The organism is Clostridium sp. NSJ-145 (genome assembly GCF_021044725.1).
GTDB lineage: Bacteria > Bacillota > Clostridia > Clostridiales > Clostridiaceae > Clostridium > Clostridium disporicum_B.
This window is the reverse complement of record NZ_JAJNOS010000004.1, coordinates 57,243-81,302: the sequence shown is the minus strand read 5'-3', so window position 1 is coordinate 81,302 and position 24,060 is coordinate 57,243. Positions and strand designations below refer to the sequence as shown.

At 27.6% G+C, this 24,060-nt stretch carries 22 protein-coding genes; 3 read left to right on the top strand and 19 right to left on the bottom strand.

Annotation, left to right across the window (positions count from 1 at the left end):
- Positions 1 to 70 precede the first annotated feature (70 nt).
- The 9 genes from LQE93_RS05325 to LQE93_RS05285 form a co-directional block, all read right to left on the bottom strand.
- Positions 71 to 538: a hypothetical protein gene (locus LQE93_RS05325; RefSeq protein WP_231072453.1), complete on the bottom strand. Its 468-nt coding sequence runs from the start codon at positions 536 to 538 to the stop codon at positions 71 to 73.
- Positions 539 to 681: 143 nt separating this feature from the next.
- On the bottom strand, positions 682 to 2,736 hold the full coding sequence (locus LQE93_RS05320) for an FtsX-like permease family protein (protein ID WP_055263723.1): 2,055 nt from the start codon (positions 2,734 to 2,736) through the stop codon (positions 682 to 684).
- A complete protein-coding gene (locus LQE93_RS05315; protein ID WP_055263725.1) occupies positions 2,726 to 3,493 on the bottom strand; it encodes an ABC transporter ATP-binding protein in 768 nt (255 codons plus the stop codon). The genes LQE93_RS05320 and LQE93_RS05315 overlap by 11 nt, the downstream gene beginning before the upstream one ends.
- Positions 3,494 to 3,845: 352 nt before the next feature.
- Positions 3,846 to 4,856, bottom strand: coding sequence for a sensor histidine kinase (locus LQE93_RS05310; protein ID WP_231072451.1), 1,011 nt, complete (start codon positions 4,854 to 4,856; stop codon positions 3,846 to 3,848).
- Positions 4,853 to 5,524, bottom strand: a complete 672-nt coding sequence (locus LQE93_RS05305) for a response regulator transcription factor (protein WP_231072449.1) — start codon at positions 5,522 to 5,524, stop codon at positions 4,853 to 4,855. The genes LQE93_RS05310 and LQE93_RS05305 overlap by 4 nt, the downstream gene beginning before the upstream one ends.
- A 274-nt stretch (positions 5,525 to 5,798) precedes the next feature.
- Positions 5,799 to 7,283 carry a sensor histidine kinase gene (locus tag LQE93_RS05300; protein WP_231072448.1) on the bottom strand — a complete coding sequence of 495 codons (1,485 nt, stop codon included), beginning with the start codon at positions 7,281 to 7,283 and terminating at the stop codon, positions 5,799 to 5,801.
- A 213-nt stretch (positions 7,284 to 7,496) separates the two neighbouring features.
- A complete protein-coding gene (locus LQE93_RS05295; protein ID WP_231072446.1) occupies positions 7,497 to 7,958 on the bottom strand; it encodes a YdeI/OmpD-associated family protein in 462 nt (153 codons plus the stop codon).
- Entirely contained in the window at positions 7,955 to 8,488 is a 534-nt protein-coding gene (locus tag LQE93_RS05290; protein WP_231072444.1) for a hypothetical protein, read from the bottom strand. Before LQE93_RS05290 ends, LQE93_RS05295 begins: the two co-directional genes overlap by 4 nt.
- Before the next feature lie 71 nt (positions 8,489 to 8,559).
- Positions 8,560 to 8,997 (bottom strand): MarR family winged helix-turn-helix transcriptional regulator, encoded by a 438-nt coding sequence (locus LQE93_RS05285; RefSeq protein ID WP_231072439.1) that lies wholly within the window; start codon positions 8,995 to 8,997, stop codon positions 8,560 to 8,562.
- Between the two features lie 107 nt (positions 8,998 to 9,104).
- On the opposite strand from LQE93_RS05285, the gene LQE93_RS05280 reads away from it, so the two are divergent.
- The 3 genes from LQE93_RS05280 (at position 9,105) to LQE93_RS05270 (ending at position 12,243) form a co-directional block, all read left to right on the top strand.
- A complete protein-coding gene (locus tag LQE93_RS05280; RefSeq protein ID WP_055263739.1) occupies positions 9,105 to 10,499 on the top strand; it encodes an MATE family efflux transporter in 1,395 nt (464 codons plus the stop codon).
- Between the two features lie 79 nt (positions 10,500 to 10,578).
- Positions 10,579 to 11,589 (top strand): PLP-dependent cysteine synthase family protein, encoded by a 1,011-nt coding sequence (locus tag LQE93_RS05275; protein WP_231072576.1) that lies wholly within the window; start codon positions 10,579 to 10,581, stop codon positions 11,587 to 11,589.
- Positions 11,590 to 11,736: 147 nt separating this feature from the next.
- Entirely contained in the window at positions 11,737 to 12,243 is a 507-nt protein-coding gene (locus LQE93_RS05270; RefSeq protein WP_231072437.1) for a hypothetical protein, read from the top strand.
- Positions 12,244 to 12,614: 371 nt separating this feature from the next.
- Here LQE93_RS05270 and LQE93_RS05265 read toward each other — a convergent pair whose 3' ends face one another.
- The 10 genes from LQE93_RS05265 to LQE93_RS05220 form a co-directional block, all read right to left on the bottom strand.
- The gene (locus tag LQE93_RS05265) at positions 12,615 to 14,390 is read right to left on the bottom strand and encodes a S8 family peptidase (RefSeq protein ID WP_231072436.1); all 1,776 of its coding nucleotides are present in this window, start codon (positions 14,388 to 14,390) and stop codon (positions 12,615 to 12,617) included.
- Positions 14,391 to 14,411: 21 nt separating this feature from the next.
- Entirely contained in the window at positions 14,412 to 16,199 is a 1,788-nt protein-coding gene (locus LQE93_RS05260) for a S8 family peptidase (RefSeq protein ID WP_231072434.1), read from the bottom strand.
- A 251-nt stretch (positions 16,200 to 16,450) separates the two neighbouring features.
- Positions 16,451 to 17,683: a cation:proton antiporter gene (locus LQE93_RS05255; RefSeq protein ID WP_231072433.1), complete on the bottom strand. Its 1,233-nt coding sequence runs from the start codon at positions 17,681 to 17,683 to the stop codon at positions 16,451 to 16,453.
- 14 nt (positions 17,684 to 17,697) lie between these two features.
- Positions 17,698 to 18,306: a TetR/AcrR family transcriptional regulator gene (locus LQE93_RS05250; protein WP_231072431.1), complete on the bottom strand. Its 609-nt coding sequence runs from the start codon at positions 18,304 to 18,306 to the stop codon at positions 17,698 to 17,700.
- A 218-nt stretch (positions 18,307 to 18,524) separates the two neighbouring features.
- Entirely contained in the window at positions 18,525 to 19,184 is a 660-nt protein-coding gene (locus LQE93_RS05245; protein ID WP_231072424.1) for a hypothetical protein, read from the bottom strand.
- Position 19,185: 1 nt separating this feature from the next.
- A complete protein-coding gene (locus LQE93_RS05240; protein ID WP_231072422.1) occupies positions 19,186 to 19,755 on the bottom strand; it encodes a flavodoxin family protein in 570 nt (189 codons plus the stop codon).
- 279 nt (positions 19,756 to 20,034) lie between these two features.
- The gene (locus tag LQE93_RS05235) at positions 20,035 to 21,462 is read right to left on the bottom strand and encodes a 6-phospho-beta-glucosidase (RefSeq protein ID WP_055263757.1); all 1,428 of its coding nucleotides are present in this window, start codon (positions 21,460 to 21,462) and stop codon (positions 20,035 to 20,037) included.
- Between the two features lie 227 nt (positions 21,463 to 21,689).
- A complete protein-coding gene (locus tag LQE93_RS05230) occupies positions 21,690 to 22,415 on the bottom strand; it encodes a hypothetical protein (RefSeq protein WP_231072420.1) in 726 nt (241 codons plus the stop codon).
- A gap of 3 nt (positions 22,416 to 22,418) precedes the next feature.
- Positions 22,419 to 23,186 carry a hypothetical protein gene (locus tag LQE93_RS05225; RefSeq protein WP_231072418.1) on the bottom strand — a complete coding sequence of 256 codons (768 nt, stop codon included), beginning with the start codon at positions 23,184 to 23,186 and terminating at the stop codon, positions 22,419 to 22,421.
- Entirely contained in the window at positions 23,176 to 24,057 is an 882-nt protein-coding gene (locus LQE93_RS05220; protein ID WP_231072417.1) for an ATP-binding cassette domain-containing protein, read from the bottom strand. The genes LQE93_RS05225 and LQE93_RS05220 overlap by 11 nt, the downstream gene beginning before the upstream one ends.
- Between the last annotated feature and the right edge of the window lie 3 nt (positions 24,058 to 24,060).

Genomic DNA, 24,060 nt, shown 5'->3' with positions numbered 1-24,060 from the left:
ATTATTTACTATTTTCATCAATATTTCCCGATAGTTTTTCGCTAATATCTTTAATTTCTAGTGTCTAAGTTTATCTAAATCCGAAAATAGGTTGTAAGTTATCCCTATCATATAATCCATTGGCAGCTTTTATATAGTATATTGCTGCTGTTACATTTAGAACATTTGCAGTAATTAAGTCTATATTAGGTTGAATCGAATAATCAGCTCCATTATTTATATCTTCATATGCTAGGTTATAATTAATCATTGCAAGCTGAGCTGATAATAATCCAGTTATTAAAAATATATAGACTGCCTGCTTTACCAAAGTATCTGCTTCTATTTGAAGTTCATTATTTGTAAAATGTGTCTCAACTAGTTCAACTCCTAATAATGTAGCTTTATATAGTAATACTTGTCCATATATATTTAGTATTATTACTAATTGTTGTACAGCAAGAAGTTGTAACTTTTCACTTTCTTTATCATTATAATAAGTAGATTTCTCTTGCTTATCTCTTTTTCTTTTTTTATATTTAAAAGATTTTTTTCCCATAATAACAACCCTTTGTCTGTACTCATACTCTATATTATTTAATATATTTTTTATTTGCTCCAACCTTGAAGTAATAATCGAAAAAGACCATATTAAAATCATTTCAATTTCTTAAAATGGATTTTAACATAGCCTTTATTTATCTATTTTGAATTTTTAATTATAATCTTATATCCTGTATATGTTGTATAAAAATATCCTCCATAAACGACAATAAGTATTCCTAAAGTCATTAATGCTGTTGGTACAATATTAGGTTTTCCATATAAAGCTATAAATTTATTAACTACCGATATTCCAACTATTGAGCTTACTATTGCAAGTGTTAATGGCATTGCAAAATAAATTACTGTTTGAGTAAATATAGTTTTATTTATCATCTTTTCTGTTGCACCAATTTTCTTTAATGCCTTGTATCTATCACTACTATCACTAGCTTCTGATAATTGTTGAAGAGCTAAAACCGCTGCACTAGAAATTAAAAATACAATTCCTAAATATAATCCCATATAAAGTATCATTGTAGTCAGCCCTTTACTTTGTTCATAAAGCTGCTTCTTTGTATATCTTAACATTGGTAGATTATGAATTTCATCTTTCTCTCCTCTAGTATAACTACTACTAAGTGCTCCTTCACTCTTATATCCACTTAAAGAATCAAATAAACTAATCATTTCCTCTTCTTCTGTAGGATTATTAGGATTCTTATAATTCATATTCATATATGCTGAATCTAAAGTCATATCTTTAAAATCATCTGGCACTATAATAGTTAACACATTATCTGCTATTTCAGAGTTATATACTGCTTCGCTTAAATATTCTTTATTAGCTACCTTATACTCTTTTCCAGCTATGCTAATCTGTGGATTACTTTCAATAAAGTTTTTTACTGAATCTTTCGCTGATGTAAAATTAGATGTAACTAATATTTCATTATCACTTATATTTAATGGCTCTTCACCATATAAACTTCTTATTTTATTATAATCTGAAATCTTAATAGCATCTATATATTCCCATCTGTGCTTTCCATCATCTAAGCTCCTTTTAAACTCTCCTACTGCATAATCCTTTAGTATAGTGTTAGCATCTATCCCATTAATTACATATCCATTAATAAATATAGGTTCACTATAAGAAAATTCATAATTAATTTCTTTTAATACATCCTCCATACTTTTATAAGTGCTATCTTCATCTGTAAATAACTTTATTGAAGCATCATATGGAGCAACTATACCTTTTTCTAAAGCACTTTTAAAGCTTAACCCTGTTGATAAAAGTACTATAGTTATAAATAACATAAGTGAAATTACTGTCATTGATACAAAATTAGTATTTACTTTACTACTTATTTGCCTTGTAACAAAAATATTTAACTTTTTAAGATATATATTCTTACTTCTTTGAATTATTGATAATAAAAATCCTGAAATTCCATAGAAAAATCCTGCTGTTCCTATTACACCTAATACTATTGAAAGCTTAAATCCTAGCTTTTCCATATTTAGTCCACTTTTACTTACTAAATAATATGCTGTAAATAAAATTATCATAGATATGATAAATATAATTGATGAAACTATCGGATTTTTTATTTTAATATCTTCACTTTTTCTTGCTGCAGTTAACATATCAATTAATTTATATTTTGATATAATTCTCGTATTAAATATCATTAAAACACCAAATATTAAAGCAAAATATAATACTGTTTTTAAAATAGCACTACCTGATACTACAAATTTAAATTCAGACATTCCAACTTCAAATAATTTAGCTGTAAATAATGATAGACCTTGTGATACACCTAATCCTAATAATAAACCTGATAAAAGAGATAATACTCCTACTATTAAAGTTTCACTTAATAATATCTTTGATATTTTTCTCTTACTCATTCCAAGTGTCATATAAATTCCAAGTTCTTTTTTTCTTTTCTTTATTAAGAAATTATTTGCATATAGAATTAATCCACCTAAAACAAATGATACAAATACTGAAACATATGATATTAAAGTCGTTATAAGTGCTATATATTCTGCTTGATTTTTATTAATATCTAATAATGCTTTTTGTGATTCTATAGAGTTAAAGCTATAAAATATACATACAGCAAAAGATATTGTTAAAAAGTATATTGCATAATCCTTAAAACTTCTTTTTACATTATTTATAGCTATCTTAGAATACATTCTCAACATCACCTCCAAGCAGAGTTACAACTTCAATTATTCTATTAAAGAATTCTTTTCTTGAATCGTTTCCTCTTACTAACTCATTAAAAACTTTTCCATCTTTTATAAATAGAATTCTATGAGCATAACTTGCTGTAAAAGCATCATGAGTAACCATAAGTATTGTAGCATCTAAATCTTTATTTAATTTTTCGAAAGAATCTAATAATAATCTTGATGACTTAGAATCTAGTGCTCCTGTTGGTTCATCTGCTAAGATTAATGATGGGTCAGTTACAATTGCTCTAGCAGATGCAACTCTTTGCTTTTGTCCTCCTGACATTTGATATGGATATTTATTTAATACTTCCTCTATTCCAAGATTTTTTGAAACATTTTTTATTTTTTCATCTATTAAACTCGGCTTAACTCCTTGTATAGTCAATGCTAAAGCTATATTTTCATATGCAGTTAATGTATCTAAAAGATTAAAGTCTTGAAATATAAACCCTAATTCATCTTTTCTAAAATTTTCTAATTGCTTTGATTTCATCTTAGTTATATCTTTATCATTTATTATTATATTACCTGTAGTTACTGTATCTATAGTTGAAATACAATTAAGCAGTGTTGTCTTTCCAGATCCTGATGGACCCATTATTCCAACAAATTCCCCTTTATCAACTCTAAAGCTAATATTATCTATAGCCTTTGTTATATTATCTTTATTTCCATAATACTTTTCTACTTTCTCTACTTTTAATATGTTCCTCACTCTTCCTACCTCCAAAATTTATAATAAATTTAACTTCTTGCATTTTTCTTTTTATATTTAAATTCTTTAATATTGCTTTCAACATAATTTATTCTATACTAAAATATCATAGCCACATATTGATTAAGCTTTCATATAAGTTACAAATTTGTAAGATAAAATCCTTAATCAATATTGCACATGCTTGTATATGAGATATATGAAAATGTATCTATGTGGTTATTTTCAAATATAAAAATAACCACAGCATATAGTATTAGTAATTATTTTTCTAATATCATATACTATGGTTATCATATTTTTAGTTTTTATAATCTTATTTACTACAATATATAAATACTCTTAACTAAGCTTAAAAGTCAGTAAATCTTCCTTTTGGAAATACTATATTAACCTTTGTTCCTTCATTTACTTTAGAAGTTATAGTTATTCCAAGTCCTAATTTGCTACAAAGCTTTTTACAAAGATAAAGACCTATACCTGTAGATTTACCAAATCGCCTTCCATTCTCTCCAGTAAATCCTTTTTCAAAAACTCTATCTATATCTTTATCACTTATACCCACACCATTATCTTTTATAGTTAGTACTATATTATTTTCATATTCTTCAGAATAGATTTCTACTACTCCTTTATTAGCTTCAGAAAATTTAATAGCATTTACTATTACCTGATTTATTATAAATTCAATCCATTTTGCATCACTAAATATCTTTCCACTTACTTCTTTTAGCTCTAATTTAATCTTTTTATTTATAAAATCTCTAGAATTTGATTTAATAGATTTCATTACTACTGCTCTTAAATCAAATTCTTTAATTATGTAATCTTTGCTTACATCACTACTTCGAGCATAATATAAAACTTGATCAATATAATTTTCTACTTTTCTAATTTCATAATTAACTCTTTCACTTAATTTACTATCATCATTCTCTAGAATTAACTTAGTTGATGCTATAGGTGTCTTTATTTCATGAACCCATGTTTCAATATACTCTCTATATTCTAACTGTTCATCTTTAAAATATTTTACTCGTTCATTCATATCCTTACTAAGAGTTTTTAAAATATTATTTAATATCTTTCCTTCGATAAAATTAGCTTCATCTATAACCTCTGGTAATAAATACTTTTTATCTAAATTCTCTAATACATTATTTATACTATCAAAATACCTTTTACTCTTAATTAATTCTATTACTATATAAGATACTAATGGTAAAAACCAAATTGAAAATACTATTATTATTATACTTTTAGGCACATTAGCTATATACATAAAAATTGCAACAATAAAAAATAAAACTAAATTTATTATTAGAAAAGGTATCCTTTCTTTTATATATTCTACAATATTCATACCATTATATAACCTAACCCTCTTCTTGTTTCAATTATGTTAGATAATCCAATCTCCTCTAGCTTTTTTCTAATTCGTGTAACATTTACTGATAAAGTATTATCATCAATAAACATCTCACAATTCCAAAGATAATTTATAAGAGATTCCCTTGATACAATTTTTCCTCTATTCTTTATTAAATATGATAGAATTTTCAATTCATTTTTAGTTAATTCAATAACCTTATCATTATAAATTATAGTTCCATTAGATAAGTTCAACTTCATATCCCCATACTCCAATACATCTTGAACCGTGGAATTTCTGTATACTCTCTTTAATATAGATTCAATTCTTGCCAATAATATCTGTGTATTATAAGGTTTAGTTATAAAATCATCAGCCCCTAAGTTCATACTCATAAGCTCATCAACATCACTATCTCTACTAGTGACTATAATTATAGGAACCTCTGAAAATTTTCGTATCTCCCTACATATATAATACCCATCAAATATAGGTAAGTTTATATCTAATAATATTAAGTTTGGATTTTTACTTTTTACGTAATCAATAATATTAGAAAAGTCATCTGGAACTAATACCTCATACCCATACCTAGTTAAAAATATTTCCAACTCTTCCCTAATAGTTACTTCATCTTCTATAATCATAATTTTAGACATTTCGTTACTCCTTTAATGAAACACTCTACTCACTGACGTTCGTAGGTGTATACTCTGTATAACTTCAAGTTACCAAATTAAAAATTTGGACTTTCAGTTGACTTCGACCATCAAAATCATAGATTTTGGGTCTTACTTATATTTTACAACAAAATCTTATAAAATATCTTAAGTTAATCTTAATATTAATTTAAAGTATTTTAATATTCTATATTTAATACAAATTAAAACACCTACTTATATAGCAGGTGTTTACTTATCTATCTATATTAAATTATATAATAGCATATATATCTGAAAATTCTATCATACATTTTTCAAAAATTGTTTGGTTGCAAATATTAAATTTAAGCTGCTCACTCTTAACTACTCTTTTTGCTGGTAGTGTAATTATAAAATTTGAACCTTTTCCTAGTTCACTTTGTACATTAATAGTTCCATTGTGCATTTCTACTACTGACTTTACTAATGCCAGACCTAATCCACTTCCCTCTTGTTTCCTTGATAAGCTTTTATCCTCTTGTCCAAATCTCTCAAAAATATTATTAATATTCTCTGGTGATATTCCAATTCCATTATCTTTTACAGAAATCTCAACACTATCTTCATAAGAGTTTATATTAACAAAGATTTCACCATTATCATTACCATATTTCACTGCATTAGATAGTAAATTAAGTATAACTTTTTCTATTTTTTCTTGATCACAGGCAACTATTCTTTCTTCTACGTTTGTATCAAAAATAATTTCACCACTGAAATTCCCCATGCAATCACAAGCTGTTAATACTACATCTTCAACTATAGATACAATATCTTTATTTTCTAAATTTATTTTATATTCTCCAGTATCTATTTTAGTCATATCAATAAGATTATCAGTTAATCTCAATAACCTATAAGAATTATTCTCAATCATTTCGATATAATTTTTAATCTTCTCTCCACTTATCTCTTTAATATCTCGCTCTTTTATATGGCTTCCTATTAATTGAGTAGTAGATAAAAGAACATTTAGTGGAGTTTTAAATTCATGAGAAATATTATTAAAAAATTCATTTCTAATCTTTTCTACTTCAATCTCTTTCTCAAGTTCTCTTCTTTTTTCTTCTATCTTCTTAATATCTGTAATATCATGTGCCACTCCAAAAACATATTTAACATCCCCATCTTTATCTACTGCCACATCCTTAGCTACAAAAAACAGGGCTAATTTATTTTTTATTCTAAGCTCCTCTTGCTCAATAATATTACACTTTTCTTTTATTAGTCTTCTATCTTCCTCTTCTATAACAGATGAGTCTTCTTTACAAAGAAAATCTCTATCTCTCTTTCCTATTATTTCATCTTTACTTAGTTCCATAAAATCACAATATGATCTATTCACATAAATATATTTACCTTCTAAATCTCTCATCCATACCAATAGTGGAATATTTTCTAATATCTTTTCTAAATCAGCCTTGGTATATAATTCTTTTTCTTTTAAAACTAAAATTTTTGCACTATTTCCTTTCCATAATGCGCTGTTTACTTTATATGTAAATTGAACTGGAGTATTTTCTTTGTTATAAATAATTACTTCTCCATCACTATCGAAATTATTAATCCCTTGTATAATATTAATCAAATTCTTTTTTTGTATATCATTCAAATTATAGCCCAATATATTTAACAAACTCTTATTACAGAATTTTATTATATTTTTTTCATCTAGAACCATTATGCATTCATCAATACAATTAAAAACAGATTCCATCTTTCATCCCCCGTATCCCATAAATACTACTCATTTATTTTATCATAAGCAAATTTTTTATACAAATATTATATTTAGAGTATTTTTTTCCCTTTTCGACATTCTATTCTTTTTTCATTTCGACATTAATTTACAAATATTAATTTAAACATAAACCCCCTCTGCATTTACAGAAGGGGCTTACATATTAAAATTTCCTATAAATAATCTTATTTACATTTTTTCTTTATTTGATAATTTTATTATAGTATCATTAATTCTTTTCTCAAATGTTTCTTTTTTCTTAGCAGAATTTATCCACGTAACATATTTTTTCTTTTGAGAATATGATAAATCATTATAAAAATCATATGCATCTTTATTATCATTAAATCTCAATTTTAACTCTTCTGGAATTTCTATAATACGCTCTTCAACATCTCTTTCTACTATTACTTTAACAGTATCTCCATAAGTTTTTCCTATTTTATTGCGTATATCCTTAGTAAGTCCTATCATATAACAAGGTAATCCCATCTTAACAATAGAACCTCTATACTCAATTCCATCAAATGAAGCTTTAACTTTTATTCTTTTTGCTCCAAACTCCTTTTCCACATCAAATGGTATCTCTATATATGATGCATCTTTTCCATCTACCTTCTTTATCTCTGCTTCAAACTTATACTCTTTCACAACTTTAACTCTTCTCCTGTACTCTGATTGATATTTACGTTAATTAACCTTTTAACATGTATTTTATCTAAATCTACCTTTGGTTGAACACTTGGATTGAGTGGATATCTACCTTCTTGATTTTTTAATGCTGTATAAAATCCATTCTTAACCCCACCACCGGTAACATACACAATTATATCATTAAATCCATTAGTTTTTGAATTACTTATTATTATTGGCATATTAACACTTGTAGTCTTAGATATAAAACTATAATTTCCATTCTCTTCAGTAAATACTAATAAAGTATCTCCACAGCTATTACTAAAGTCTGGTCCCCATATATAAACTAATACTTCATTATTAGTTCCTCCATTTATATCTTCATAAAATGTCATATATCTATTACCTTCAGTTGTTACCTTAACATTACTAATTATTGCTTTTTCAAGATTAATATTATTCTTGACATTTTCAGCACTTGTATATGAAGTAATTATAAAAGTTAAAATTAAAACAAAAATTGTACTAATAAGTATCTTTTTCATAAAAAAAACTCCTTATAACTATAATAATTATTCTTATTATTTGTTATAAAAAGATTTTTAATACATATTTTTTACCTTTTTTTAGAGTTTTTATAAAAACTATCCATAACTTTTATGTATGTTTTTATATCTTCTTTATCAATACCATCAGTAATAATATCAATAAATTCTCTTTGCATCTTTAATAATATATCAAGTAATGGTTCTGATTTTTCTGTAATAAGAAGATGTTGACATCTTCTATCTTCTTTATCTATCTCGATTGTTATTAATTCTTTATCTAATAAAGGTTCCACAGCCTTAGATACATATGCTTTTGAAAATCCTCTAAGTTTAACTATATCCTTTGCAGTATTAAATTCTGGGTTATTTTTTATAAAAAGTAAAATATCTGCTTCTGGTTTTGTTAAATTACATTCCTTTGCAGCTTTAGAAGAAAGGTCATAATATAAATCACCAATATGTTTCATATTATATAAAATATTAGAAATTTTAAAATTTGTATCCATTTTTCCTCCAAGATAGTTGAATTGTAAACTGTTTCCTTGTAAACTATATTATAATTAATATAAATCATTGTCAATTTTATTTTAAAATAAAGAAGGAGACTGATATTATGCAACATAATCAAACAGAAGAACTAGGAACCTGTAGTGTTGGAAAATTACTTTTTAAATTAGCAGTACCTGCAATTGCAGCACAAATTATTAACTTACTTTATAACTTAGTTGACCGTATGTATATTGGTCATATAGCTAATGTGGGCAAGCTAGCTTTAACAGGTGTTGGTGTTTGCTTACCTTTAATAATGATTATTTCTGCTTTTGCAGCACTTGTTAGTATGGGTGGCGCTCCAAGAGCATCTATATTTCTTGGAAAAGGTGAAAAAGACACTGCTGAGAAGACTTTAGGTAACTCTTTTACCTTACTTGTAATTATATCTATTACACTTACAATAATATTTTTATTCTTCGCTGAAGATTTACTTTTATTATTTGGCGCAAGTGAGAATACAATAACTTATGCAACAAGCTATATGAGAATATATAGTTTAGGTACTATATTTGTTCAATTAACGCTTGGTCTTAATGCCTTTATAAGTGCACAAGGCTTTGCAAAAACAAGTATGCTTACTGTTTTAATTGGTGCAATAACAAATATTATCCTAGATCCTATTTTTATTTTCGGATTTAATATGGGGGTAGCTGGTGCCGCTCTTGCAACTATAATTTCACAATCTTTATCAATGATTTGGATTTTATTCTTCTTAACAGGAAAGAAAACTACCTTAAAGATACGTAAAAAACATTTACGTCTATCAAAAGAAATTATTCTTCCATCAATAGCACTTGGACTTGCTCCATTTATTATGCAAGCTACTGAAAGTTTAATCGCAGTTTGTTTTAATTCTTCACTATTAAAATATGGTGGTGATATCGCTGTTGGTGCAATGACAATACTTACAAGTGTTATGCAATTTTCTATGCTTCCACTAACAGGATTAACTCAAGGTGGACAACCAATTATTAGTTATAATTTTGGTGCTAAGAATGCTGATCGTGTAAAGAAGGCCTTTAAGCTTTTACTTATTTCATGTTTAACTTACTCTACTGTGCTTTGGGCTTCTGCAATGATTTTCCCTCAAGCATTTATATTAATATTTAATAACGACCCTGAGCTTGTAGATTTTGCAAGTCGAGCACTTAGAATATATATGGCTGTATCTTGTATTTTCGGTATTCAGATTGCATGCCAACAAACATTTATTGCTCTAGGTAATGCAAAAGCATCTTTATTCTTAGCATTGCTTAGAAAAATAATTTTATTAATACCTTTAATTTATATTATGCCAATGTTTATGGAAGATAAAACAACAGCTGTATTTACTGCTGAACCTGTTGCAGATATCTTAGCAGTTACAACTACAGCAATATTATTTATAATTCAATTTAAGAAAGCAATGAAAGAAATTTCTACACCTTTAGATGATAAAAATTCTATAAATGCTTAAGAATTCGTAAAATTTATAATAAATATTTCTAAATCTAAGACATATATTTAATATTAATAATCTTAGTTTAGGAGTCTTAATTATGAATATTTCAAATAAAATAAGTAATTTAGAAAAACTTATAGGAAACACTCCATTAGTTGAAATTTCTTTTACTTATAAAGGAAAACCTCTTAAGGTATATTCTAAAATTGAACACTACAACTTAACTGGAAGCATTAAAGATAGAATCGCAATATATATGATAAAAAAAGCATATTCAGATAAGAGATTAAAAGAAAATGATATTATTGTAGAAGCTACTAGTGGGAATACTGGTATATCTTTTGCAGCTATAGGTGCTTATTTAGGACACGAAGTGCATATTTATATGCCTGACTGGCTTAGTACAGAAAGGATAAAGCTATTAGAAAGCTATAATGCAAAACTTCACTTAGTATCAAAAGAAGATGGTGGATTCCTAAAATGTGTATCCTTAGCAGAGGAATGTTCTAAAAATTGTTCTGATATATTTTTACCTGGACAATTTTCTAACGTAGATAATACTTATGCTCATTATTACTCTACAGGTCCTGAAATATATCATGCATTAAAAAAGCATGGTCTAAAAGCTGATTTATTTATTGCTGGTGTAGGAACTGGTGGAACAGTAATGGGTATAGGTAAATATTTAAAAGAAAGAAATCGGAATTTAAAAATTTATCCTCTTGAACCATCTAACTCTCCAACTTTATCAAAAGGAAAACATACATCTAGCAAGCATCGTATCCAAGGAATTTCAGATGAGTTTATACCTGCGATTTTAGATTTATCGAAATTAAATGATGTAATTAGCGTAGATGATGGTGATTCAATAATCATGTCTCAAATGATATGTAAAAAATTTGGTTTAGGTGTTGGAATATCTTCTGGTGCTAACTTTATAGGTGCAATAAAAGCCCTTGAATTAAATAATTTCAAAGGCAATATAGTTACTGTATTTGCAGATGATAATAAAAAATATTTATCGACAGACCTTATGAATGTTGAGCCTATAAAAGAAGGTTTTATATCTTCTGATGTAGAACTTCTAGACCTAAAAGTTCTATAACATAAACATATAAATTTCAACTTTTTTATACCCTTGATTAGCTATAAAAAAGTTGAAATTTATTTTCTCCATAAAAGCATGCTTTACGCTTTCAAATAATCATCTTTTTGCATATACTATCATGAAATTCTTTTATGGAGGCATCTTTTGAAAAAAAGTAAAGACAATAAAAATTCAAATAAAAGCACTTCCTCAACAGATGCTTTTGAATTATACCTAAAAGATTTAGAATTAGCCTTAGCTAACTTAGAAAAAATAGGAGCATTATTTGCATCTTTCGGATATCTAACATTTTTCTCTGCTGCCAATTTAGATACATTAGATATATTAAATATAAATAACACTGGTCGTACACCTGAAGAAACCTTTGTTTATGGTCAAATATTAATTTCTATTGGATATACCTTATTATGGATAGTATCAATGAATAGATATTCAGAAGCTTTACTTAAACTTAATAATACCGAAGAAAATCCTGATTTAGCAACATTACAACAACTTAAGGATTCTTATCTAATAAGTTTATTTGCGAACTTCTACAGACTAGATGCATTTATTAAACTATATAAAGATAGTCTAGAAGAAGACTCTAGTTCTAATAGTACTACTGAAAGTAATACTCAAGAAACAGAATCAGACAATTACTTTTATTAGTTAAATATAAAGACTTCTTTTCTTAGATTACTTCAACTTTGAAATCTCTATCTCGTAATATTATATATAATATAAAAATAAGCCGTATTACCAAATTAGTAATACGGCTTCTCTACAACTTGTAGGTATAAGTTTCATATCAAGGAATTTAAGACTTTAAGATGATAGATTCATAACACATATATTACCTATAACTCCTTGTATGTTTATTATTAAATCTAGTACTGAACATGAAAATAAATCTATCTAACGACCCCCGTCTTTTCCCCTACAATATATAATATAATAATTCATTATTTTTGTTACTTCTTTATGATATATTTAAACTTTATAGAGTAACTTTGTATTGTGAAAATTTCATCTAAATAGTTTTATGTCATATTATTAAATATTTTATAAAAATTAATTATTCCATATCCAAGATGCGAATTAGGATATTTATCTCCTCTTCTTCTTTCAGTCCCTCTCCTAAAAAATGTCTTCATACTCTGTGTATACATATATGGATAATTGCCATTTACTATCCCCCACTGAAATAATAATACACAAGCTCCTGCTCCAATAGCAGCTGCAAGACTTGTACCATTAATAATCCTTGTAGTATTATTAAGTCCTACCGTTAACGTATTTACTCCTCCTGCGGCAAAGTCTATCTTATCATCCTTATCATCTCTAAATGCTGTACCTGAGTAGCCCAAAAGATTATTATTATTTTGATTATATGCAGCTACAGTTATAACAAAAGATGAGTCTCCTGGAATAGTTATAGTTCCATATGGATCGCTAGGGCTAAATCTTGTACCTTTCTCCAAAAGCTCTCTCTGCATTGTCCACATATTATATCTTGCATTTGAACCAAGCTTTAATTTTAATACTATACTCCAAATTCCCGGAGTAATATTAGAAAAATTAATCATTATAAACTCATCACCACTATATTTTTCTGGAACAAAATAATTTATCATCACTTTTGTATTTTCTATAGTAAATTCATATTTTTCCTGAAGGTTAAATGATAGCTGAATAATTCCAGTGGCCTCTCCTGATGGAGATATAAGACCAACCTCCATTATATTAGGCAAATCTACCCACACTTCTACAAAACAGTCTTTCTGATTTTCATCCATTATCAGATCCACTACCTCTTCACCTGATACTTCCTGTATTATCCCTGAAACATGTTCATCTTCAATTCCTTCATTACCAGTTCCACTAACTACAGCTATTCCTATGTTTCTAGTTATACTTTCTATATAAGAATCCAAAAGATTTATTCCTTTATGACTTCCAGCATTACTTCCCAATGGAAGAAGGATTACGACAGGTTTTTGCTGTCTTAATAAATATTGATTTAAAAATTCTATTGCTGCGAAAATAACTGATGCATCAAATACTGTTACACTTTCATCATACCCATTTCTATATTTAAATCCTATGGATTCAACTAATTTTATTACTACAAATTCACATTCTGGTGCAATACCTTTTATATCTGGATTTTTCCCTGCTGCACCAACTATTCCCGCCATACTTGTTCCATGTCCATTCATATCTCTGCTTGGAACTATACTATATGGATTTTCTCCATTCCTTTTTGCCTGTATTGCTCTATTTATATCATCTTTTGTATACACTTCTCCAAAAGGAATCTCTCTATTCTCTTCCTTAATAGAATCAATAGTCTGATCCCATATAAGATTAATTCTGGTATTTCCTTCACTATCCATAAACTCTTCATTTAAATAGTCTATACCTGTATCTATTATCCCAACAACTACCCCTTTACCTGTTAAATTCAATTGCATCTGGTCCTGTAAAAGATTTACTCCTGCTGCTTCAATAGCTGATATTTGTTGTAATGAAAACAGTGTTAACGGTTCAAGATATACTATATAAAATTTATTACTTACTTCACTTTCATTAATTTTATTTACAATTTCCGTTGCATCAAAGGTATATTCTATATCATTCTGTTCAACAGAAAGTATCGCAAAACTATCATTTATTACAGTTATGTGTATCCCTGGAATCTCTTTTATATTACTTATTTCTCCTTCATATTGAATTACGTAATGTAAATAATTCCTATTGATAAAAATATTCTCTTTATATTTAGGATTATAATTATTAATTTTTAAATATTCCACTTAATGTCCTCCAATTCAATACTATTGTTTTGGAATTCTTACAAATAAATTATTAATATGATACTCGTCGTATTCATTATCACTAATTCTATAATTTCCAGCTATTATATTAAATACCTCATCTAAATCCATATCACCATATCCATTTTCCTCATTTGGGTAAATAAAATTACCTTTTCTTTTTGCTGCATATATTAATAAACTCCTAATTTTAGTAGAATTAATAGCTAAATCATTTTTATCAGTTACTGCCCATTGAAGTAAAAGTGCACATACTCCAGCTACGATTGCTGTTGCAGCAGAACTTCCAGTTGTTGAAATGACATTGTTCCCATCTAAATCTATTGTTAATATATTTGTCCCAACCGTTGCTATATCTGGATTGATAAGATAATTTGCATTAAATCCTTTTCCTGATTCTGCCTGAATTCCACCGGTTATATTGCTGTAATACGCTACTGTTACCACTCTCATAGCAGTAGATGGTATTGTTAATGTATTATATGGACTAGGTTCTAAAAATTTAGTTCCCTCCGGCATCAACATTTTATCATTTAACCATATATCATATCTTCCATTGATTATATACTCTCCTTTTAATTTCAGCTTCCATATACCAGCTTTTATACTTTTAAATTTTAGATGATAAACCTGATGTCCTGTATAATTTTCCGGATCATATTCTTCAACCTGAATGTTTGTATCTGTTAAATAAAACTTTCTATCATACTTTGCTTGTACTTTTTGTATAAAAAAGCCTATCTCCTCCCCTGCTGGAGAAATTATGCTTAAAGACATTCTATTTGGCTTCTGAACCCATATATAGAAATTGAAGACTTCGATAGTTCTAGGTATATTTATTTCAACGGTATCAATATCTCCTACATTTTTAATATACCTTGTAACATGGCCTTCACTATTCCCCAAATTTCCAGTACCTGCAACAAATATAATTCCACTTTTATCAGCTATTGAAGTAATAAATCTTGCTGTAATATTATATCCATCATGACTTCCCTGTGTACTACCAACTCCTAAGTATATAACTATCGGCCTCTCTAGTTCTTGTGCTCGTTTTTCTAGATAGGCAATAGCTGCTAATACTTCTGAATTATTATAAACAGGAACTATAGGAAGATTGTTCCTCTTTAAAATTGTCTTATAATTAGGTGATTCAAAAAGTTTTACAACTAAAAAATCACAATCATTGGCTATTCCAACCATTTTTCCGTTATATCCTCTAGCACCAATTATCCCTGCCATTTTTGTGCCATGCCCTACTTCATCTTTACTATTTACAAGTGCATATGGATCTTGTCTATTTTTTTGTGCTTTAATTGCATTATTAATTTCTGCATTGGTAAATTCTCTTCCTATATATACATTCTCTTTTCTATCTGATTGTATACTTTGGTCCCATAAACTAATTATCCTCGAAGTATCATCTTCTCTAATAAACTCCTTATTCAAGTAGTTAATCCCTGTATCTATTATTCCAACCAAAACTCCTCTTCCATTTAAACCTATATAAGGATTACTTTTAACTTGATATATATTATCAACATCACTTGGTGATATATCTTGAAGTGTATATACGCTTCTAGCCTCAATAAATATTATTGCCGGTACATCTTTTCTTAATCTATCAAGATTTTCTTCACTTACAGCTACTACTGCTAATGTATCTGTAATAGTATCACCACATGCATAATCTACCTTATCAATTTGTTCCTTAAAATTCCCTCTATATTCCACTACATATCCTGGAGCATTTTCATCTAAATAATAGTTACATGTACTATTACTCATCATTTCTCTCCCTACTATTACTTACACTATAAGTTTATGATTTAATAAAAAATAATACCCCAACAATTATAAAATCACCTCTATAACTTATAGCTTACTAATAATATGCATATTTTTAGATGCTCCGCTTAAAGAGCATAATATAATATTAATAAAAAATTATGGAGTTTCATTTACATAAAAAAATAAAAAGTGGATTCTAATTGAATCCACTTTTTTTTACTTCTTATTTACTTAACTTATCTAATTTATTAACTTACTACTTTTGAGTCAGGAATTTGTTTTTCTGATTCAATTTCTCCAGCCATCTTAAATGCTTGCTTTGCTAAAAATACTGCAATAATTTCATTTATTACTGCCGCTGCTGCAATTGTTCCTTGAATCATAGTTGCATACTCAGGTGCTATTGGTAATAAAGTTGTTACTGCTATTCCTGTAAATAAAAGTGATACTCCTGAATGAGGAAGTAATGAAAGCCCTAAATACTTACATACATTCTTGTCAGCCTTTGATATTTTACCACCAAGGTATGCACCTAATATTTTACCTATAGCACGAGCTATTATATATACAGCAGTAAGTGCTCCAGCTCCTAATATTAGATGATAATCTAGTGGTGCTCCTAATGCTACTATCATAAGCATTAATGCCACTCCAATAATAGGATTCATAGCTCCCATTATTTCTTTTAATCTCTCTTCTGAAACCATATTTGCAATAACAGCTGAAAATGCTATACCTACTAATAATAAATTAATTTCTAATATATTTTGACTTACAAATCTACCAATCATAGCTGTAACAATTATAAGCAGCATATTCTTTATAATAGTTTCTTTTTTATCACAGCTCTTACGTAGAATTTTACCACTTACATATCCAGTTATTCCACCTACTACCATCGGTAAAATTACCATCATTAATATAGGAAGTATTTGGATTCTTCCACCAGTATACATACTTGAAACTCCACCAATGACTAAAAAGAATACTATTACTGCTAATATGTCATCTAACGCTGCAAGTGGTATTAAAGTTTTTGCAACTGGCCCATTTGCCTTGTACTCTCTAACTATTGATAAAGATGGTGCCGGAGCTGTTGCTAATGCAATTCCTCCAAATATTAATGCAATTGACATTGGAATATCTTCAACAAAGAAAAATGCAATTGCTACTATTATAAATGTAATCAACCCTTCAAATATAGTAATAGTTACTATCTGTTTTCCTGACTTTTTAATTTCTCTCAATATTAATTCCGTACCAATTAACATACCTGCAGTTACTTCTCCAACGTTACTTAAAATATGAAACCAATTTGAGTCTAGCAATCCTTGTGTCATCCAATTTAATGCGTGAGGTCCTATAATCATACCTGTTAATAACCATCCAAGAATAGATGGTAGTTTAACTTTAGTAACTAGCTTCCCTACAAAAAATGCTATTACAACAAATACTGTTAATAAAATAATTCCTTTTATCATTTTTACTCCTCCATTTATTTATCTATACCTTCAAAGACCATTTCTATCATTATTTTATGGTCTTTTCTAAACTCTTCTATTACTGTATCTTTATCTTTATCCCCAATATTTCTCATATGCTTTTCTTCTAACTTTTCACCTATAATCATTATTAACTCAAAGGCTTTTTCTCTATCAAATTTAGGATTTATATCTATATTTTTAATGATTTTGTATATAAGATTATTATTATACTCTTGAAATTCTTCACTTAATTTAATAGCTTCCTCAATGTTATAATAAAGTACAGAATTTACTATAAGCATTGAATAAAGGGGGTTCTCCCTAAAGAATTTGAATTTAATATCAAAATATCTGCTTATATAATCTATCCCACACTTATCTTTATCATCTATTTCAATATTTACATTTTCTTTAAATCTATCTATAGCAAACTTAAGTGCATGTAAGTAAATTTCTTCTTTTGATTTAAAATAATAATAAATTAACCCTTTTGATACTTTAGCCTTTTTACAAATACTATTTGTAGATGCTGCCTTATATCCATTTTCAGCAAATTCTTCTATAGCTGCTTTTATTATTTTATCTTTAATCTCTGCATTTTGAAGTTCTTTATCACTCATATCTAAACCCCTTTATATTATTACTTTCATCATTTTAAATAGTACCACCAACTGACCACTTGGTCAATAATCATCTTGTACCATATTACACTTTATAATTTCAATATGTCCCACATTTAATAGAATTTTCTTAAAAAAATAAAAGATGTATCAAAATAATACATCTTCAAAATATTACTACTATAATATTTAACAGTTTTTTTAATATTATAATCCAATTATTTAATTTTATATGGCTTCTTGTTAAAACTTGTTATATATACCTTGTTTTTAAATCCTGAACTTATCCATCCAAAGTTTCCTGCTTGCATATAAAGTACCTTATTCATATTCGCTTCTGCGTACAAATCCTTACCCATAGATTCTCCACTATTTATAACATCAATAAGCTTGTCTAAAGCTTCCTTTATCGATGATTTAATCTTAGCCTGCCATGGAATACTAGAACTATTTCCAATAAACGGACCCGTTCCAATGCCTATTCCCCCACCATATCTTAATTTTTCTATGTGATTTGTAAAGTTTCTAAGTATCTTAAGTGCTTGCCTATTCTGTTTACCTTCATAAAAGCCGCAATTAACAATACCGTATATCCTAGAATCACATTTTATATTATTTTCTTTTGTGTATTTTTCAAATCCCTCTAAAAATTTAATTACTGTAGATGGAAGACAATCTACATAAAGAGGAAAAGCAATTACTATATTATCGCAATTAGTTAATACATGAAATTTATCTACATCTTTTATTCTTTTATCCGCTATAGAAATTTCATAAACATTATTTTCTTTATCAAAGTAACTTTTAACTACTTCCAGTAAGTATTTACTACAAGATTTTTCTCCTTTAGGACTTCCATTAATCAATACGATATTCATCTTAATTCACCCCACACAAATTATCTAATCTAGTAGTAATTTTATTTTGTATGTTATTACTATCCTCAAGAATTAAAAATTCATTTTCTTTACAATGAAAATTAATCATATTTCTATTAAACAATTCTTTAAAAGTACTAGCTTCTCCAGTATATAATTTAGTGGAATATCCTATTACAAACATCTTAAAATCCTTTTTATATCTTTTTTTATGATGCATCTCTCCATTAACTAGTTGAAAAAACGGTGAAATATTAGGTATCATTCTATCAAGAATAACTTTAAATGATGGAGAATACATTCCATACAATATTCTTGAAACTAAAACTATGTAATCACATTCTATAAACAATCTATTCTTAAGCTCATTATCATCATTTATAATACATTTACCAGGAGTTTTTACCCAACAATTAAAACATCCTACACATGGATTTAAATTCATATCGTCTAAATATAAAAAATACTTTTCAACCTTACCCTCTACATGATTATCAATATTTTTTATTATTTCATCTCTCAATTCTTTATCTCTATCATCAGTATCTACTATTATTAAAATACTTCTCATAAACATCCTCCAAAACCTATTCTATGTTATTTTTTAACATAACTATAAGTAATTTAGGCTTTACCCCTCCTTTTAACCAAATTATTTAATACCCCATCATTTAAATAAGTATAAATTTTGCGCCTTATAATAATTATATTTAATATCTACCCTATATAATTCCTATTTTAATAATATTTTTAAATACTTATTATGATTAAATTAATATTAGATTAACACTTATATAATAAAAAAGCCAGCAAAGCTGACTTTTTATTATAATAAATTTTTAATTCTTAATTATTCTAAATCTTCACCATTTGATGCTATAACCTTCTTATACCAATCAAAGCTCTTCTTTTTACTACGTTTTAATGTTCCGTTACCTTCATTATCTCTATCTACATATATAAATCCGTAACGTTTTTTCATTTCACCTGTTCCAGCACTTACTAAGTCAATTGGTCCCCATGTTGTATATCCTAGTAAATCAACACCATCTTCTACAACTGCATCTCTCATTGCTTTTATGTGTGCTCTTAAGTAATCTATTCTATAATCATCTTCTACATATCCATTTTCATCTGGAGTATCTACTGCACCTAATCCATTTTCAACTATGAATAATGGCTTTTGGTAACGATCATATAATGTATTCATTGTTATTCTTAATCCTAGTGGATCTATTTGCCATCCCCATTCACTTGCATCTAAGTATGGGTTCTTTAATGAAGCGAAAATATTTCCTTCAGTTGTTTTATTAACTTCTGGGTCTGCACTTGCACATCTGCTTGAATAGTATGAGAATGAAATAAAGTCTACAGTATGGTTCTTAAGTAACTCTAAATCTCCTTCTTCCATTACTGGCATTGTACCCTTTCTTTCCATTTCCTTTAATGCATATGCAGGATATTGTCCTCTTGATTGAACATCTATAAAGAAATAATTTTCTCTATCTGCATTCATTCCCTTCCAAACATCATTTGGATTACAAGAATATGGATAAGTTTGTCCAGCTGCAAGCATACAACCAACCTTATTGTTAGGGTCTACTTCATGAGCAATCTTAGTTGCAATAGCACTTGCTACTAACTCATGGTGAGCTGCTTGATATTTAATCTTTTCTTCGTCTTCTCCTTCTTCAAAGTAAAGACCAGCACCCATAAATGGAGCATGTAAAATCATATTAATTTCATTAAATGTTAACCAGTATTTTACTAGTCCTTTATATCTTCTAAAGATTACATTACATAAGTTTTCGTAGAAGCCTACTAACTTTCTGTTTCTCCATGCACCGTATTCTGTAATTAAGTGCATTGGACAATCAAAGTGAGTTATAGTAACTAATGGTTCTATTCCATACTTATGACACTCTTTAAATAATTCTTCATAGAATTTTAAACCTTCTTCATTTGGCTCAGTTTCATCTCCATTTGGGAATATTCTTGACCAAGCTATTGAACAACGATATGTTTTAAATCCCATTTCTCCAAATAATTTTATATCTTCTCTAAAACGGTGATACATGTCTATTGCTTCTTTTGCAGGATAGAAATGTTCATCATCAAAATCAAACATCTTCATTTTACCTGCTATTACCGCAAATCTATCTTTTCCTACTGGAGAAACGTCTACATTTGCAAGTCCTCTTCCACCTTCATTATATCCACCTTCACATTGGTTTGCAGCTGTTGCTCCACCCCATAAAAAATCTTTTCTAAAACCCATTTTTTCTCCTCCTAAAAGCTCCACATTCTAATATAATAAACATTTCATACCTTTACTTACTTTTTATTATATTTCTATAACAGAAAAAATAATTTCAAATTTTGAAAATATTTAAACTATTTTGCTATTATTTGTTCACTTTACGAAAACTATAGTTCATAAAAAGAAAATAAAAAATTCACCACCTAACAAGTATAGACTTACTAGGTAGTGTTCCATAAGCTTATTTATTTTACTGTAGCCTTTCTAATCATCTTAAACGAACCAAAAATACATACACCAAATACTAATATATAAATCAACAACACCCAAAATACCCTATTATCTGTAGATGGTCTAATCTTATCCAAAATAAGAAACCTATCATCTATATTAAACCATACTATCCACAATCCTACTGAAAGTACTGACCATATAAGCTGAGTCCTTTCACTAGTTTTTAAATTAATAACACCTATTATTAACCCTATAACAGAAGCTAAACTATAAATCATAAATGAAAATAACACTGATCCTATAATTGCATTCAAGCCACCATCCTGCATCCAAATAATTCTTCCTTCTACATCTGTAAACTTTTCAAAGGTTGTAAAGTAAAGATCATAAAATGTAGGTGCTTTGATAAATAAATTCATTGTTCTATTTATAGCAAAATCTATTACTGCCATAAGCGCTGATATAGGAAATATAGAAATTATAGTTCCTTTTATAAAAGTACTTCTTGATATATTATTAGCTTGTGCAAACTTAAATTTATTTTTTAATGTATCTGATGCACAAGAAAGTAAAAATATAAAAGTTAATACGTCCATTATTACCGGTAAAAGAATCTCTCCATATTGCCCTATATTTATAAAAAACATTATTACTATTGATATTATAAGATAAAAATATATAATTCTTTTTCTCATGTCTATTATATTAAACTTTGCTACCCTTAAACTTTTATCCATAGACTATTTCCCCTTAACTTCAGCTTTTTTAATTAATAAGAATGATATTCCTGTTAATACCATTACAATTAATATTAAACTTAAAAAAGCTAGATAAACATTATTTGTTGCTATTCCAAAAACTTTTCTTATACTTTCATATACCGAAGGGAAAAAATATCTATTGTTTAACTCTATAACTCCAGCTATATTTAACAACGCTATTGGAATTATTGATACTACAACCTTCATAATTGTATTACATCTAAAATATATCATATTTATCACTACACCTAATACATAAGCAAAGCAGTATAACGCTAGCAATAAAAGAAATGTATTTATTATTGTCAAAAAACTATTACTTTGAATCCATTCATTATATATCCCTACTCTATCAGCTCCAGTTGAAGTATATAATATATCATAAATAGTAGGCATTTGAACAAAGATATTGGTAATCCTATTTATCATCACATCAATTACAGCCATCACCACAGCTATTGGAAATATTGATTCTATAACACCAATAATAAATGATTTTCTTGATATATTATTACTTTGTGCAAAATAAAAATTTTCTTTAAAAGAATTTAATCCACATACAAAAAGAAATATTACAGTTGCTAGCTCCAATCCTGAATTTACTATATGAAAGTTATCATTAAAATTAGTAATATTTTGTACTGTTGTAAAAGTTACCACAGCTATTATAATTAAATAAAATATTATTATAGGCTTTACCATATCATTTATATTCATTTTAGCTATTTTAAAGCTCTTATTCACCATGACTCTCCCCCTTATTAGTCAAGTATATGAATAATTTTTGAAGCTCTACCTTTGAAAATTCTAAACCTAGATTTTCTGCTAACTCCTTATCTTTGCTATTAATCTCACCTAGAACTGTAGCAGATTTATAATTGCTTAATGATTCAATATTTACAATCTCTTTAGCTTCAATATATTTATCAACATTTTGACCTAAACCTGATACTGTATAAACCTTGTTTAATAATTCTTCTGATTCTTCTGTATTAACTATCTTTCTATCATTTAATATAACTACATTTTCTAAAAGGCTAGAAACCTCCTCAATAATGTGAGTTGATAATATTATAGTCTTCGGATTTTCAATATAATCCTTCATTAGCTCCTTATAAAATAATTCTCTATGATTTGCATCTAATCCAAGGACTGGCTCATCGTAAATTACAATCTCTGCATTTGAGGCCATAGCAGTTATAATCTTAGCTATCGAACTATAACCTGTTGAAAGACTCTTTATCTTTTTACTTATATCAAGGTCAAACTTTTTAGAAAGCTCTAAAGCATATGACATATTAAAGTTTGGATAAAACTCTTTTGTATATTTAAATATATCCTTTACCTTATAGCCTTCTGGAAAAAGGTTTCTCTCTGTCATAAAGTATATTTTTTCTAAAGCTTTATCATTTTCACGAATATTTTCGCCATCAACTTCTACAGTTCCATCATCTTGAAAAACTCTATTTGTAATTATATTTAAAAGAGTAGTTTTCCCAGCTCCATTTCTGCCTAACAACCCATAAATTTTATTTTCTTCAAAAGTAAGCGAAATATCATCTAGCACTAAATTATCATCATATTTTTTTCTTAAATTTTTTATTTCTATCTTTGCCATATC